This window comes from Sedimentimonas flavescens (assembly GCF_019264375.1).
Lineage (GTDB): Bacteria > Pseudomonadota > Alphaproteobacteria > Rhodobacterales > Rhodobacteraceae > Rhodobacter > Rhodobacter flavescens.
Genome location: NZ_JAHVAI010000001.1, coordinates 405,982 through 419,744, shown reverse-complemented (window position 1 = coordinate 419,744; position 13,763 = coordinate 405,982). Strand labels below are relative to the sequence as shown.

Genomic DNA, 13,763 nt, shown 5'->3' with positions numbered 1-13,763 from the left:
ACGAGGCATGGGCGCGTGATTCCGGAGCGGATGGCGGGACAGAATGATCAAGCAGTTTCTCAAGGTGTCGGCGCCGCGACCGCAGGGTGCGGCGGGTCTGGGCAAGGTGCTCCTGTCATGGTTCGGCCGACTGCACGCTGTCCGCAAGCGGAGCATGACGCGCGTTGCGATCTACGGCACGGGTCGGGCGGGACGCGTCCTGGCCGAGGCGCTGAAGGCGCGCCCCAATACATCGGTCGTCGCGTTTCTGGACGACGATCCGGAACTGCACGGTGCCACGCTGAACGGGGTGCAGGTTTGTGCGCCGACCCGGCTGGATCGGCTGATTGCCGCGCGCAGGATCGACCGGATCATCATCGCGATGCCGTTCATGTCTGCGGTGGAGCAAGGTGCTCTCCGGCGCAGGCTCGCAGGGTTTGGCGTCGAGGTGCACTGCATGCCGCCGCTGCCGGACATGGCGCTGGACGGCTCCGATCGGCCCTTTTCAACCGACGATCTGCTCGGGCGGCCGGTCGTGGATGACTGCCTGCCGATGGGCGCCGAGGCTTACCGGTCGCGCGCGATCCTGATCACGGGCGGCGGGGGCACCATCGGCTCGGAACTGTGCAGGCAGATCGTTCAGTGCGGCCCCGCGAAACTCGTTCTGCTCGACCTGTCCGAGGCCGCGCTCTACCGGATCGCGAAAGATCTGCGCCCTCTGGCCGACACCTTCGGGGTCGAACTTGTCCCTGTGCTCGGCTCGGTGCTGGATGCGCCGCATATCGCGAACATCCTTACCCGGCACGGGGTCGAGATCGTGCTGCACGCCGCCGCCTACAAACACGTGCCGATCGTCGAGGAGAACGCGCGCGTGGGGCTCGCGAACAACGCGCTTGGCACGGCGGTTGTAGCGCGGGCCGCGCGGGCCGCGGGGGTGGCGCGGTTCGTGCTGGTCTCGTCCGACAAGGCGGTGCGCCCCGGCAGCCTGATGGGTGCCTCGAAGCGGTTCGCCGAACTGGTCGTGCAGGACCTTGCCGCACGCGAGGGAGGGACCGTTTTCTCGATCGTGCGGTTTGGCAATGTGTTGGGCTCGTCTGGTTCGGTCGTGCCGCTGTTTCAGGAGCAGATCGCGCGCGGCGGGCCGCTGACGCTGACCGATGAACGCGCGACGCGCTATTTCATGACTATCCCCGAGGCCGCGCGGCTGGTGCTGACCGCCGGAGCGCTGGCGGAGGGCGGCGAGGTGTTCGTTCTCGATATGGGCGCGCCGGTCCGTATTGGAGAGTTGGCGCGCCGGATGATCCGGGGTGCGGGTTATTCGGTGCGCGACGCCTCCAACCCCGATGGCGAACTCGAGATCCGCGTCACCGGTCTGCGGCCCGGCGAGAAACTGCACGAAGAACTGATGGTCCGTTCGGGCGCGCAACTGACCGCCCATCCCAAGATCATTCGTGTGCGCGAGGATCACCTGTCCGAACTGGAGATGGCCGCTGCGCTGCGCGATCTGCGCAATGCGATGGAGAATGCCGCCGATGCCGCGATGATCGAGGTCATCCGCCGCTCCGTCCGCGATTACGTCCCCCAGGGACAGCCGAACGCCCCAAGCCCCGTGGCTCTCGCGCGACCCTATTATCCGGGGGAATGAGCGGGCTCGAACGGGTCGCTCGGATAGCCAACCCCGCACAGGTAGAGTCCTTGCGGCGGGCAAACCGGGCCACAGGCCGCGCGGTCCCGCGCCAGCAACGCCTCGCGCACCTGCACGGGCGCCCAGGCCCCGGCGCCCACACGCTCCAGCGTGCCGACGATTGAGCGCACCTGATTATGCAGGAAGCTGCGGGCGCGCAGGTGGAAGCGGTATTCGCGCCCATGCGGGATCTCGATTTCCTCGATGCGGATCTCGTCGAGCGTCTTTACCGGGCTTGCCGCCTGGCAGATCGAGCTGCGGAAGGTTGTGAAATCGTGATGCCCGACAAGATGTGCGGCGCCGTCGCGCATCGCCTGCACATCGAGCGGATTGAGCACCTGCCACACCAACCCGCGATCATGCGTTGCCGGTGCACGGCGCTGCATCAGTCGGAACAGGTAGCGCCGCTCGATCGCTGAGAAGCGGGCATGAAAGTCCTCCTCCACACGCGCACACGCCAGGATCGAGACCGGCGCGGGTTTCAGGTGAAAGTTCAGCGCCTCGGACAGGCGAAAGGGATCCCAGTCTTTCGCCAGATCCACCGTGGCCACCTGGGCGGTCGCGTGCACCCCGGCATCGGTGCGCCCCGCCGCCGCGATCGTGTGCGCGCCCGGTTCAAGACGCGCAAGCGCTGCCTCCACCGCGCCCTGCACCGAGGGCTGGTCTGCCTGCCGTTGCCAGCCGGCGAACGGGCCTCCGTCATACTCGATCTTGAACGCGTATCTGGGCATGGATTGGCCTTAGCCCGCGCGCTCGGGGCTGACAATCCCCTTCGGCCCGCAGCGCCCTCTAACAAAAACGCTGCGGCCCGCCTATCTTGGGGGGAAGGCAACACAAGGGCATTGCATTGGGCATTTCCGATATTGCAGACGGGCTTGGGCGCCGGATCGAGGGGCTGGGCGCCTCGGTCTCCGAGGGGCTGTTCGAGCCGGTGATCCGTCTTGGGGTCACGGGGCTGTCGCGCGCGGGCAAGACGGTGTTCATCACCTCGCTGGTCGCGAACCTGCTGGACAGGGGGCGGATGCCCGCGCTGGTGGGCGCGTCGAATATTCGGGCGGCGTTCTTGCAACCGCAGCCCGACGACACCGTTCCTCGCTTCGATTATGAGCGCTACCTCAGTGCACTGACCGGTCCCGCGCCGCACTGGCCCGAGGGCACCCGCGCGGTTTCCGAATTGCGGCTGAGCTTTCGTGTCGCGCCGACGGGCCTGCTTGGCGGGCTGCGCGGGCTGCGCACGGTGCATCTCGACATCGTCGATTACCCCGGCGAATGGCTGCTCGATCTCGGGCTGATGGAGAAAAGCTATGCCCAGTGGTCCGAAGGCGTTCTGGCGCGCATCGGTGCGCGGCCGGGGGCCGCGGCGTTCGAGGCGGCGCTTGCGGCTGCCGATCTGACCGCGCGCTTCGACGAACCTGCCGCCAAGGCGCTGGCCGAGGCCTTCACTGCGCATCTTCACGCCGCGCGCGAGGCTGGATTTTCCGACTGCTCGCCGGGGCGCTTCCTGCTGCCGGGCGAGATGGCGGGCTCGCCCGTTCTGACCTTCGCGCCGATCCCGCCCGGCGAGTATCCGCGCGGCTCTCTGGGGCATGAGATGGCGCGCCGCTATGCCGCCTACAAATCGCAGGTGGTCAAACCATTCTTTCGCGATCATTTCGCACGGATCGACCGGCAGGTGGTGCTGGTGGATGTGCTGGGCGCCATTCATGCGGGCCCCGCCGCGCTGGAGGATCTGCGCCAGTCGATGGCCTCGATCCTGCAAGCCTTCAGGCCGGGGACGGCGGGGTTTCTTGCCTCGCTTCTGGGCGGGCGCCGGGTGGAGCGCATCTTGTTCGCCGCCACCAAGGCCGACCATCTGCACCACAGCCAGCACGCCCGGCTGACGGCGATCACCGGCGCGCTCTTGCGTGAAGCCAAGGATCGCGCCGATTTCGCGGGCGCAAAGACGCAGGCCCTTTCGATTGCTGCCCTGCGCACGACGACCGAGGAATCGATTGCGCATGACGGGGTTGAATTGCCCGCCGTGCGCGGGCGTCTGGCGGATGGCCGCTCGGTCGCGCTTTATCCGGGCGAGTTGCCGCTCGACCCGGCGCAGCTTCTGGCCCCGGCACGCGACGGGGCGCGGCACTGGCTGGGCGCGGATTATTCGATCATGGCCTTCGCCCCTGCCGCGGTCAGCCTGCGTCCGGGCGAAGGGCCGCCGCATATCCGGCTCGACCGGGCCGCCGAATTTCTGATCGGGGACAAGCTATGACCCAAAAACCGGTGATGATCGAGATCGACACGCCTGCGCCCTCGCCCGCCGAGGCGCCTGCAGTCAGCGATCTGCCGCAGCCGGGCGAGGCGCCGCTCCAAGGCCGCGCGATGCAGATTGCCGCGCGTCTGGCGGCGCGTCCGCCCTCGCGCCTCGCGCGGTTCTTTTGGCGCGCGACCGGCGCCTTGGTGGCCTTCCTTGCCTCGGTCGCGGCCTGGCGCTTTGTCGAGGGGATGTTCACCGCCAATCCGATCCTGGGTTGGGTGGCCAGCGTGCTCTTTGCCGCCTTCATCCTTGCCGCGCTGCTGGTGGGGCTACGCGAATTGTCGGCCTTCGCTCGGCTGAAGCGTCTTGATCGTGTTCACCGTGAGGTGCAGGAAGCCGCGCAGTCCGACGATCTGGGCCGCGCGCGCAAGGTTGTTACGCATCTCAGCGCGCTTTACGCCGCCCGCCCCGAGATGGACTGGCCGCGCGCCAATCTGGCCGAGCGCGCGCCCGAGCAGATCGACACCGACACTTTGCTGGTGCTGGCCGAGACCGAGCTGATGACGCCCCTCGACGCCGCTGCGCGCCTTGAGATCGAGGCCGCGGCGCGCACCGTGGCCACGGTGACGGCGCTGGTGCCCTTGGCGCTGGCCGATGTGTTCACGGCGCTTAGCGCCAACCTGCGGATGATCCGCCGCATTGCCGAGATCTACGGCGGGCGCGCCGGCAGTTTGGGTAGTTTGCGGCTGGCGCGGACCGTGATGACGCATCTGGTCGCCACCGGCGCGGTTGCCGCCGGGGATGACCTGATCGAGACCGTCACCGGCGGGCATCTTTTCTCGAAGCTCTCGCGCCGCTTTGGCGAGGGGGTCGTGAACGGCGCGCTGACCGCGCGGGTCGGCGTGGCCGCGATCGAGGTGTGCCGTCCGATGCCGTTCCGGGTGCTGCAAAAGCCGCGCGTCGCGAACCTGACGCGGCGTGCGCTGACCGGGCTTTTCGGCAAGTCAAAATCGGCCGAGGCCGAATGATCTAGCGCAGGGTCGGGACGATCCCGCTAGGGCGGCCGATATCCTCGACGCCCATGCGCAGGCCCTGACCGATGCGATGCGCCAACGCCGACCAGCCTGCCGCGGCCTGCGGTGAGAGCGTCTCATTCAGAACCTCGTCGAAGGCCGCGAGCCACTGCGGGAAATGCGCGGCCTCGACATTCTGCGCGCGGCGATGCGCGATCATGGGTGAGCCTTCGTACCCGGGCTGGAACAGGATCGCGCCTTTCCAGAAGCGGGCGATCTTGGCCTCATGCGCGGGCCAATCCTCGACATGGGCGGCAAAGATCGGCGCAAGGACCGGATGCACCCGCACACGGGCATAGAACCGGGCGACGACAAGGTCGATCTCGGCTTCGGTGATCTCGAAACGGGGCGGAATTCCACTCATGCAATCGGGATAGGGCCGGGCGCGGGCGCGAGCAAGCGGCGTATTGTCTCAGCCGTCGAAAAGGTTGCCCTGCGGTGCGCCCGGTTGGATCGGGGCGGCAAGGCCAAGGTGGTGCCAGGCGCGCTGGCCCAGCATCCGGCCGCGCGGTGTGCGCTGGATCAGGCCTTGCTGGAGCAAGAAGGGCTCGATCACCTCTTCGATGGCATCGCGGCTTTCCGAGAGCGCGGCCGAGAGGGTTTCGACCCCGACCGGCCCGCCGCCGTAATGCTCGGCCATCAGCATCATGTAGCGCCGGTCGGCGCCGTCGAGGCCGAGGTGATCGACGCCAAGGCGGGTCAGCGCGCGATCCGCGATCTTCTGCGTCAGGCGGCCATCGCCCTCGACCAGCGCGAAATCGACAACGCGGCGCAGCAGACGCCCGGCGATGCGCGGCGTGCCACGGGCGCGGCGGGCGATCTCGCGCGTGCCCTCGGGATCGGAGGGGATGCCAAGCAGTCGTGCGCCGCGAGTGACGATCTGGTCAAGCTCGTCCTCGGTGTAGAACTGGAGCCGGGTCGGGATGCCGAAGCGGTCGCGCAACGGGGTGGTGAGCAGCCCGAGGCGGGTGGTGGCGCCGACGAGGGTGAAAGGTTGCAGCTCGATCCGCACGGTGCGCGCGGCGGGGCCTTCGCCGATCACGAGGTCAAGCTCGAAGTCTTCCATCGCGGGGTAGAGCACCTCTTCGACCGCCGGGTTGAGGCGGTGGATCTCATCGATGAAAAGGACGTCGCGGGTTTCGAGGTTGGTGAGGATCGCGGCGAGATCGCCTGCTTTCGCGAGCACCGGCCCCGAGGTCATCTTGAAGTTCACGCCCAACTCGCGCGCCATGATCTGCGCGAGCGTGGTCTTGCCCAGGCCCGGCGGGCCGTGGAACAGCGTGTGATCCATCGCCTGACCCCGCATCCGCGCACTTTCGATGAAGACGCGCAGGTTGGCCCGGGCCTCGGCCTGACCCACGAATTCCTCGAGCGTCTGCGGGCGCAGGGCGCGGTCGGCGTCATCGGGGAGGCGTTCGGGGCGGAGGGTCGGGTCGGGTTCGGTCATGGTTCAGTTATGCGCTTTCGGGCGGTGGGGGCAAGCGGGGGCGCTGCCCCCTGCACCCCCGAGGTATTTGGGCCAAGAAGAAGGGCTAGTCCTTGGGGGCAAGCAGGCGAAGGGCGGTGCGGATCAGTTTCGCGGTGTCGGTCGCGTCGGGGTGGTCGCTGGCCTCGGCCACGGCGCTGGCAGCTTCGGAGGGGTTGTAGCCGAGGTTGGTCAGCGCGCTGAGCGCCTCGGCGGTGAAATTGGCCTTGGGGGTTGCGGCGGGCGCGGGGCGGGTGCGCGGTTTGGGCGCGGCTTCGATGACGTCATCCGAGGGCGCGGCATCGACGGTGAGCGTGCCGCCCATGGCCATGACGGTAGGGGCCTTGTCCTTGAGCTCCATCACGACGCGCTGCGCGAGTTTCGGACCGACGCCGGGGGCGGCCTTGATCGCGCTCCAGTCGCCAAGCGCGATGGCGCGGCCGACGCCCTCGGCGCCGAGGGTGCCGAGGATCGCGAGCGAGGCCTTGGCGCCGATCCCCTGTACCGAGGTCAGCAGGCGATGCCATTCCTTCTCGATCAAGGTGGGGAAGCCGAAGAGTTGCAGCAGATCCTCGCGCACGAGCAGGTCGGTGTAGAGCGCGCAGGCCTCACCCACCGGGGGAAGGGAGGAGGCGGTGCGGGAGGAGACATGGACGATATAACCCACGCCGCGCACGTCGATCAGCACGTGATCCATCGCGCGGTGGAGGATGGTTCCCGCGATACGGCCGATCATGAGCGCGCCCTCCGGATGCGGGCCTGATCTGCGCTGACGGCCAATGCGCTACGACCCAGCATCGCGGCATTGGCGCGTTGGGATGATTGCAGATGATGCGCGTGGCAAATGGCGATGGCGAGCGCGTCGGCGGCGTCCGGCCCGTCGAACTGAACGCCGGGAAGCTGGTGGCGGACCATGTGTTGAACCTGCGTCTTGTCGGCATGGCCGACGCCGACAACCGCCTTTTTCACGGCGTTCGGAGCGTATTCGCCGACCGCCAGCCCGGCCTGCGCCGGGACCAGAAGCGCGATGCCGCGTGCCTGTCCGAGTTTGAGCGTCGCGACCGCGTCCTTGTTGACGAAGGTCTGCTCGACCGCCGCGGCGTCGGGGGTGTAGCGCGCGATCACTTCGGTCAGTTCCGCGTGAAGGACAACCAGTCTGAGCGCGAGTTCATCGCCTGCCGAATGGATGGTGCCATTGGCGATATGACTGAGTCGCGAGCCCGCCATCTCGATCACACCCCAGCCCAGGTTGCGTAGCCCCGGGTCGATTCCGATTACGCGCATCCGTTCCTGCCCTGCTCGTGTTGCCTTTTTTCAACGGTTAGCACGAAAAGTGAACATCGCAAAGCCGGAAGCGCCGGAGGGGTTAAATGCGCAGATTTTGCTGCGGTGCGGCGAAATGCGCGAAGGCAGGGGGGATGGCGCTACGAAATGACCAGCTTTCGGGCAATTTAACGGAGCGGCGAGAAGGGTGGTTTTGCCATGCGATTTTCGCATGGCGGGACTGCTTTGGCGTGAGTTGTGTTTGCAGATGGCCCCAACTATCTGCCCGGTCAGAAGGGCAATGCCCAAAGATCACGCAGTATATGAACAGGAAACGAAAATGTCCGCCGCTGACACCACTCTCCTCTCGGTCCGCAATACCCATGCCGGCTTCGTCTCGAAGATGATCAACTCGGTGCTGGCCTGGAACGACGCCCGCGTTACCCGCAACGCCCTGTCGCGCCTGACCGACCGTGAGCTTGCCGATATCGGTCTGACCCGCTTCGACATCGATCGCGTGGCCGGCTGATCATGGATCAAAACGAGTAGGGCCGCGCAGTCCAGACTGCGCGGCCCTTTGCTTTGTCGCGGAGCGCATCAGCGTATCAGAGGACGCAACACATCCGCTACGAGCCGTGTCGCCGGCTCGACCTTCAGGACCCAGGCACCAAGTTTCTCAAACTGATTGCCGGCGGTCAGGGACGCGACCCGCTCGCCGTAAACATCCTCGCCCAGTGATGCCAGCAGCGACCCCTTGAGCAGGAGCGCGGCCAGAAACAGAAGCGAGAATCCCCGCCACGGAATGGCGCGGCGCGCCTTCTTGCGGTGGGTATCAAAATAGGTGCGGCCCAAGGCGCCGTCGGCCTCGAACGCACCGCCGGCCGCATGTATCTGGTCGATACGGGCCAGCCGGCTTTGAAAATTCTCTATTTTGCTATCAGTCATCTTCGCCACCCTGAGGTAAAGCGGAGCCACGGAACCAGTACAGACAAGTATGCGCCGGTTCCGCTTGTTTTTCGATAAAAACTTGGCTGTTACTGTTTCCGCTGCATGACCAGTGTGGTCCAGTCGCCGTGTTCGTTGCGGGATGCGAGGGTAAATCCTTCCGCTACGTAAGCGGCGATAACGTCGTCGGCCTGCTCGTGCAGGATGCCCGAGAGGATGACGTGACCCGATTCGGCGCAATATTTGCCCATATCCGGCGCCAATGCGATCAGAGGTGCCTTCAGAATATTGGCAAAAATAAGGTCGAAGGGCGCGTTTTCCTTCAGGCGGGGATGTTCGAATCCCGCGGCCTCAAGGCAGACGACCTGGCCGGACATCCCGTTGGCCTCGACATTGGCGGCGGCGGTCTCGACCGCGACCGGGTCGATGTCCGAGGCAAGCACCGTTTCGGGCCAGAGCTTCGCGGCCGCCATGGCCAGAACGGCGGTGCCGCAGCCGATATCGGCCACATTGCGCGCGCGCAGCCCCTCGCGTTCCAGCCGGTCAAGGGCGCTCAGGCAGCCAAGGGTGGTGCCGTGATGGCCGGTGCCAAAGGCCATCGCGGCCTCGATCAAAAGCGGGATCGAGCCCTCGGGCACCTTGTCGGCGTCATGGCTGCCGTAGACGAAGAAGCGCCCGGCGACGACGGGGGCCAGTTCGCGACGGACATGGGCGACCCAGTCGATGTCGGGCAGTTCCGAGATCGCGAAGGGCGCGGCCGTGTGCGACATGGCCAGCAACGCCAGCGCGACGTCATCGGGGCGCTCAAGGAAATAGGCGCCCACTTCCCAACGGTCCGAGCCATCCTCGATCTCGAACACGCCAACGCCATAGGGCGCGGGGTCCAACTCTTCGACCAGTTCGGCCAGGGCCTCGGCGCTGTCGCGGTCGGCGAGGGTGGTGAAGGCGGTGAAGGTGGTCATGTCGGCTCCTGATCTGCTTGCCCCGCTTTGGCGCAGTCGGCCGCGCGGGTCAAGCGCGGCGGCTCAGGCGGACAGGCCGATGGGGCACGAGACCCCGGTGCCGCCGATCCCGCAATAGCCCTGCGGGTTCTTCGCGAGGTATTGCTGATGGAAATCCTCGGCGTAGTAGAAGGCGGGGGCGGGCAGGATTTCGGTGGTGATCGCGCCGTAACCGGCCGAGGCCAGCCGCTGCGCATAGGCCACGCGCGAGGCCTCGGCCGCCGCCGCCTGTTCGGGCGTATAGGCGTAGATGCCCGAGCGATACTGAGTGCCGCTGTCGTTGCCCTGGCGCATCCCCTGCGTCGGGTCGTGGTTTTCCCAGAAAGTGCGCAGCAGGTCATCGTAGCTGATCACGGCGGGGTCGAAAATGACGCGCACGACCTCGTTATGGCCGGTCATACCGGTGCAGAGCTCGCGGTAGGTCGGGTTCGGGGTGATCCCCCCGGCGTAGCCCACCATCGTCAGCCAAACCCCCTTCAGCTGCCAGAACTTGCGTTCGACGCCCCAGAAGCAACCCATGCCGAACATCGCCTCGGCCATGCCTTCGGGCACGGGCGCGCGCAGGTCGCGTTGCCACAGGAAGTGCGGCTCGGCCAGGGGCATGGGCGTGTCACGGCCCGGCAGGGCCTCATTCGGGGAGGGCAGGCGGCTGAGTTTCATCGCGATCTCCTTTGCGCCGAAGATAGGCGTGCACGCGCCCATGTCCAGAGCCGCCTGATTCAGATCAAGGCGTGGTGCGGGCGAAGATGGCATGGCCGAATTGCGGGGAGGGAGGAGTCCATGGATATCGTTGCACTAATCGAGCGGATCGGCGAGGCGCCTACGGCGGCGCTGTTTGGTCTGATCACCGGCATCATCTTTGGCGTGGCCGCACAGCGGTCGAACTTCTGCCTGCGCGCCGCCACGGTCGAGTTTGCCCGCGGCAAGCTGGGGCCCAAGGTATCGGTCTGGCTGCTGACCTTCTCGACCGCGGTCGTCTGGGTGCAGGGCGCACAGATGCTTGGCCTGTTCCGCGCGGCGGATTCGCGCGTCATGTCGGTGCCCGGCAGCTGGTCGGGCGCGATCATCGGCGGGCTGTTGTTCGGCGCGGGGATGGTGATGGCGCGCGGCTGCTCGGGGCGGCTTCTGGTGCTCGCCTCTACGGGCAACCTGCGTTCGGTCGTGTCGGGGCTGATCTTCGCCGTCGTCGCGCAGATGAGCCTCAAGGGCATTCTGGCGCCGTTCCGCGACAAGCTGGCTGGCCTTTGGATTACCGGGGCCGAGAATGTCTCGGTCCTTGATCTGCTGCGCATACCGGATTGGAGCGGGTTTGCCTTTGGCCTCGCCGTCGCGGTGCTGGCGCTTTACCTGTCGGTTCGCAACGGGATCGGCCCCAAGATTCTCATCTTCGCCTCGGGCGTGGGCTTTGCCGTCGCTGTTGGCTGGGTGCTGACCTGGCAGCTTGCACAGGTCGCGTTCGAGCCCGTCGCGGTGACCTCGGCCACCTTCTCGGGGCCGTCGGCCAATACGCTGATGTTCTTCCTCGATCGAAATGCCGTCTTCGAGTTCGACGTGGGCCTCGTGCCGGGCGTGGTCCTTGGCGCCCTGATCAGCTCGGTCCTCACGCGCGAGTTCAGTTGGCAGGCGTTCGACAGCGTTCCGGTGATGCGCCGCTCGATGATCGGTGCGGTGCTGATGGGGTTTGGCGCGATGCTGGCCGGGGGCTGTGCCATCGGCAATGGTGTCACGGGTGGTTCGGTCTTTGCGGGCACCGCGTGGCTGGCGCTCTTTTGCATGTGGATCGGCGCGGTCGTAACCGACTTCCTGCTCGATCAGCGTGCTCCGGCGGCGCAGACGGCCTAAAGGAAGCTCTGCGGGTCGATGTCGATGGCCAGACGCACCGCGTTCGGCACCTTGACCTGGCGCAGCCAGGTCCGCAGCGCCGCCTGAAGCGGCGCGCCCTTGTCGGCCTTGACCAACATCCGCACCCGGTGGCGCCCCCGTACCCGCGCGATGGGCGCCGGGGCCGGGCCGAATAGCTGCGCCCCGACCCGGCGCAGCGGCTCGGTGCGTCGTGCCAGTTCGTTGCCGATCTCGAAGAGCGGTTGCAGTTCCGGCCCCGACAGGATGATCCCCGCCATGCGCCCGTAAGGCGGAACACCCTGCGCGCGGCGCTCGGCGGCCTCGGCTTTCCAGAACGCCTCTTCGTCGCCCGACAGGATCGCGCGGATGACCGGATGCTCGGGCTGGTAGCTTTGCAGCAGCGCCACGCCCGGCCGTTCGGCCCGGCCCGCGCGTCCTGCCACCTGCCGCATAAGCTGGAAGGTACGTTCCGCCGCGCGCAGGTCCGATCCTTGCAGGCCAAGGTCTGCGTCGATCACGCCAACCAAAGTGAGCTTCGGGAAGTTGTGCCCCTTGGCCACGATCTGCGTGCCGATGATGATGTCGGCGGCGCCCTCGGCGATTTCGGCGATGGTCTCCTTCAGCGCCCGCGCGGTGCTGAACAGGTCGGATGACAGGACCGCGACGCGAGCCTTGGGGAATCGCTCCGCCACTTCTTCGGCCAGACGCTCGACGCCCGGGCCGACGGGGGCCAGCTTGCCTTCGACCCCACAAGCAGGGCAGGCGGCGGGGATCGGCCTGCTCTCACCGCATTGGTGGCACACGAGACGGTTGAGGAAGCGGTGCTCGACCATCCGCGCATCGCAATGGTCGCAGCCGATCTGATGCCCGCAGGCGCGGCAAATGGTAACCGGCGCATAGCCACGCCGGTTGAGGAACAGCATCGCCTGCTCCCCGCGCGAGATCCGGTCGAGCACCGCGCCGACCAGCGTGGGTGAAATCCAGTGGACGGATTCGATCGGTTCCTCGCGCATGTCGATGGCGTGCATCTGCGGCAGTTCCGAGGCCCCGAACCGGGAATGCAGATCAATTCGCGCATATTTGCCCGCCTCCGCATTGGCCCAGCTTTCCAGCGAGGGCGTCGCCGAGGCCAGCACCACCTGCGCATCGCAAAACGAGGCGCGCAGCACGGACATGTCGCGGGCGTTGTAAAGAACCCCCTCCTCCTGCTTATAGGAGGTGTCGTGCTCCTCATCGACGACGATCAGCCCGAGGTCGCGAAACGGCAGGAACAATGCCGAACGTGCGCCGACGACCAGTTGCACATCGCCCTGCGCCGCCATACGCCAGAGCCGCCGCCGCTCGGCCTGCGTCACGCCCGAATGCCACTCGCCCGGTCGCGCACCAAAACGGGCCTCAACCCGCGCGAGGAATTCGGCGCTAAGCGCGATTTCGGGAAGCAGAACCAGCGCCTGGCGCCCCTGCCGCAAGCATTCCGCGACGGCTTCGAGATACACCTCGGTCTTGCCCGATCCGGTGACGCCCTTGAGCAGCGTAACGCCGAAAGCGCCCGCCCCGGCGCGCAACTGATCTGCCGCGCGGCCCTGATCCTCGGAGAGGGTCTTGCCGGGCAGATCTGCATCAAGGCGGGGGAAGGGCAGATCGCGCGGCTGCTCGGCCTCTTCGACGGCGCCGCTTTTAACGAGGCCCTTCACCACCTGCGGTGTGACCCCGGCGAGTTGCGCCAACTCGCTCAGGTAGAACCCGGCACCACCGTGATCGTGCAGGACCTTGAGTACCTTGGCGCGGGCCTCCGTCTCGCGTTCGGGTACGCCCGAGCCAAGCCGATAGATCCGGCGCGATCCGGGCGGCTCGAACAGCCCCGGCGTTCGCGTGGCCAGCCGCAGCATCGCCGGGCGAGAGGTCATGGTGTATTCGCCCATCCGCAGCAGAAAGCTCCGCAACTCGTCGCGCATCGGCGGCACATCGAGCACCCGCGCAACAGGGCGCAGCTTGGCCAAATCGAAGCGCCCGTCGCCCGCGCCCCAAACGACACCAACGACCCGCCGCGGCCCTAATGGAACCTCGACAAAGGCTCCGAGGAAGCATCCACCCTCGGGCGCAAGATAATCGAGCGGCCGCCCGATCGGTTCGGCGGTCAGAACCGAGATGCGCGCCCCTTCGGCGAACCAGCTCTCATCCGGCATGCGTCACGCCCTTAAACTTCTTGCCTCCGGCGGGGATATTTCCGCCACGTTGAAGGGTGTGCGCTGCAGCCCCCTCTTCAATGTGGCCA

14 protein-coding genes are annotated in these 13,763 nt (G+C 66.9%); 5 read left to right on the top strand and 9 right to left on the bottom strand.

Annotated elements, in window-relative coordinates:
* Positions 1 to 43 precede the first annotated feature (43 nt).
* Positions 44 to 1,624 carry a polysaccharide biosynthesis protein gene (locus KTQ37_RS02160; protein WP_218628815.1) on the top strand — a complete coding sequence of 527 codons (1,581 nt, stop codon included), beginning with the start codon at positions 44 to 46 and terminating at the stop codon, positions 1,622 to 1,624.
* On the opposite strand, the gene truA is transcribed toward KTQ37_RS02160, so the two are convergent.
* On the bottom strand, positions 1,609 to 2,394 hold the full coding sequence (gene truA / locus KTQ37_RS02155; protein ID WP_218628814.1) for a tRNA pseudouridine(38-40) synthase TruA: 786 nt from the start codon (positions 2,392 to 2,394) through the stop codon (positions 1,609 to 1,611). The two genes, KTQ37_RS02160 and truA, sit on opposite strands and share 16 nt — an antisense overlap.
* Positions 2,395 to 2,510: 116 nt before the next feature.
* Between truA and KTQ37_RS02150 the strand changes: the two genes are divergently transcribed.
* Both KTQ37_RS02150 and KTQ37_RS02145 read left to right on the top strand, forming a co-directional pair.
* Positions 2,511 to 3,914 carry a YcjX family GTP-binding protein gene (locus KTQ37_RS02150; RefSeq protein WP_218628813.1) on the top strand — a complete coding sequence of 468 codons (1,404 nt, stop codon included), beginning with the start codon at positions 2,511 to 2,513 and terminating at the stop codon, positions 3,912 to 3,914.
* Positions 3,911 to 4,927, top strand: a complete 1,017-nt coding sequence (locus KTQ37_RS02145) for a YcjF family protein (RefSeq protein ID WP_218628812.1) — start codon at positions 3,911 to 3,913, stop codon at positions 4,925 to 4,927. The genes KTQ37_RS02150 and KTQ37_RS02145 overlap by 4 nt, the downstream gene beginning before the upstream one ends.
* 1 nt (position 4,928) lies before the next feature.
* On the opposite strand, the gene KTQ37_RS02140 is transcribed toward KTQ37_RS02145, so the two are convergent.
* The 4 genes from KTQ37_RS02140 to ruvC form a co-directional block, all read right to left on the bottom strand.
* A complete protein-coding gene (locus KTQ37_RS02140) occupies positions 4,929 to 5,336 on the bottom strand; it encodes a group III truncated hemoglobin (RefSeq protein WP_218628811.1) in 408 nt (135 codons plus the stop codon).
* Between the two features lie 48 nt (positions 5,337 to 5,384).
* Positions 5,385 to 6,419, bottom strand: a complete 1,035-nt coding sequence (gene ruvB / locus KTQ37_RS02135) for a Holliday junction branch migration DNA helicase RuvB (protein ID WP_218628810.1) — start codon at positions 6,417 to 6,419, stop codon at positions 5,385 to 5,387.
* Positions 6,420 to 6,504: 85 nt separating this feature from the next.
* Positions 6,505 to 7,173 carry a Holliday junction branch migration protein RuvA gene (ruvA, locus tag KTQ37_RS02130; RefSeq protein WP_218628809.1) on the bottom strand — a complete coding sequence of 223 codons (669 nt, stop codon included), beginning with the start codon at positions 7,171 to 7,173 and terminating at the stop codon, positions 6,505 to 6,507.
* Positions 7,170 to 7,721 carry a crossover junction endodeoxyribonuclease RuvC gene (gene ruvC, locus KTQ37_RS02125; protein ID WP_218628808.1) on the bottom strand — a complete coding sequence of 184 codons (552 nt, stop codon included), beginning with the start codon at positions 7,719 to 7,721 and terminating at the stop codon, positions 7,170 to 7,172. The genes ruvA and ruvC overlap by 4 nt, the downstream gene beginning before the upstream one ends.
* Before the next feature lie 319 nt (positions 7,722 to 8,040).
* Between ruvC and KTQ37_RS02120 the strand changes: the two genes are divergently transcribed.
* Entirely contained in the window at positions 8,041 to 8,229 is a 189-nt protein-coding gene (locus KTQ37_RS02120; protein WP_218628807.1) for a DUF1127 domain-containing protein, read from the top strand.
* Positions 8,230 to 8,297: 68 nt separating this feature from the next.
* Here the strand turns inward: KTQ37_RS02120 and KTQ37_RS02115 are convergent, their stop codons facing one another.
* The 3 genes from KTQ37_RS02115 to msrA form a co-directional block, all read right to left on the bottom strand.
* Entirely contained in the window at positions 8,298 to 8,645 is a 348-nt protein-coding gene (locus KTQ37_RS02115; RefSeq protein ID WP_218628806.1) for a hypothetical protein, read from the bottom strand.
* An 89-nt stretch (positions 8,646 to 8,734) separates the two neighbouring features.
* Complete coding sequence (locus tag KTQ37_RS02110) at positions 8,735 to 9,607, bottom strand: 50S ribosomal protein L11 methyltransferase (protein WP_218628805.1); 873 nt, start codon at positions 9,605 to 9,607, stop codon at positions 8,735 to 8,737.
* A gap of 63 nt (positions 9,608 to 9,670) precedes the next feature.
* On the bottom strand, positions 9,671 to 10,306 hold the full coding sequence (gene msrA, locus KTQ37_RS02105) for a peptide-methionine (S)-S-oxide reductase MsrA (RefSeq protein WP_218628804.1): 636 nt from the start codon (positions 10,304 to 10,306) through the stop codon (positions 9,671 to 9,673).
* A gap of 120 nt (positions 10,307 to 10,426) precedes the next feature.
* On the opposite strand from msrA, the gene KTQ37_RS02100 reads away from it, so the two are divergent.
* The gene (locus tag KTQ37_RS02100) at positions 10,427 to 11,488 is read left to right on the top strand and encodes a YeeE/YedE family protein (RefSeq protein WP_218628803.1); all 1,062 of its coding nucleotides are present in this window, start codon (positions 10,427 to 10,429) and stop codon (positions 11,486 to 11,488) included.
* On the opposite strand, the gene KTQ37_RS02095 is transcribed toward KTQ37_RS02100, so the two are convergent.
* Positions 11,485 to 13,674, bottom strand: coding sequence for a primosomal protein N' (locus KTQ37_RS02095; RefSeq protein WP_218628802.1), 2,190 nt, complete (start codon positions 13,672 to 13,674; stop codon positions 11,485 to 11,487). The genes KTQ37_RS02100 and KTQ37_RS02095 overlap by 4 nt on opposite strands.
* Positions 13,675 to 13,763: the final 89 nt, after the last annotated feature.

Excerpts from the sequence above, each read along its gene's own strand:
- ruvC (WP_218628808.1), bottom strand. The coding sequence starts at position 7,721 with ATGCGCGTAATCGGAATCGACCCGGGGCTACGCAACCTGGGCTGGGGT.
- KTQ37_RS02110 (WP_218628805.1), bottom strand. The coding sequence starts at position 9,607 with ATGACCACCTTCACCGCCTTCACCACCCTCGCCGACCGCGACAGCGCC.
- truA (WP_218628814.1), bottom strand. The coding sequence starts at position 2,394 with ATGCCCAGATACGCGTTCAAGATCGAGTATGACGGAGGCCCGTTCGCC.
- KTQ37_RS02095 (WP_218628802.1), bottom strand. The coding sequence starts at position 13,674 with ATGCCGGATGAGAGCTGGTTCGCCGAAGGGGCGCGCATCTCGGTTCTG.
- KTQ37_RS02145 (WP_218628812.1), top strand. The coding sequence starts at position 3,911 with ATGACCCAAAAACCGGTGATGATCGAGATCGACACGCCTGCGCCCTCG.
- KTQ37_RS02100 (WP_218628803.1), top strand. The coding sequence starts at position 10,427 with ATGGATATCGTTGCACTAATCGAGCGGATCGGCGAGGCGCCTACGGCG.
- ruvB (WP_218628810.1), bottom strand. The coding sequence starts at position 6,419 with ATGACCGAACCCGACCCGACCCTCCGCCCCGAACGCCTCCCCGATGAC.
- KTQ37_RS02120 (WP_218628807.1), top strand. The coding sequence starts at position 8,041 with ATGTCCGCCGCTGACACCACTCTCCTCTCGGTCCGCAATACCCATGCC.
- KTQ37_RS02160 (WP_218628815.1), top strand. The coding sequence starts at position 44 with ATGATCAAGCAGTTTCTCAAGGTGTCGGCGCCGCGACCGCAGGGTGCG.
- msrA (WP_218628804.1), bottom strand. The coding sequence starts at position 10,306 with ATGAAACTCAGCCGCCTGCCCTCCCCGAATGAGGCCCTGCCGGGCCGT.
- KTQ37_RS02140 (WP_218628811.1), bottom strand. The coding sequence starts at position 5,336 with ATGAGTGGAATTCCGCCCCGTTTCGAGATCACCGAAGCCGAGATCGAC.
- KTQ37_RS02115 (WP_218628806.1), bottom strand. The coding sequence starts at position 8,645 with ATGACTGATAGCAAAATAGAGAATTTTCAAAGCCGGCTGGCCCGTATC.
- ruvA (WP_218628809.1), bottom strand. The coding sequence starts at position 7,173 with ATGATCGGCCGTATCGCGGGAACCATCCTCCACCGCGCGATGGATCAC.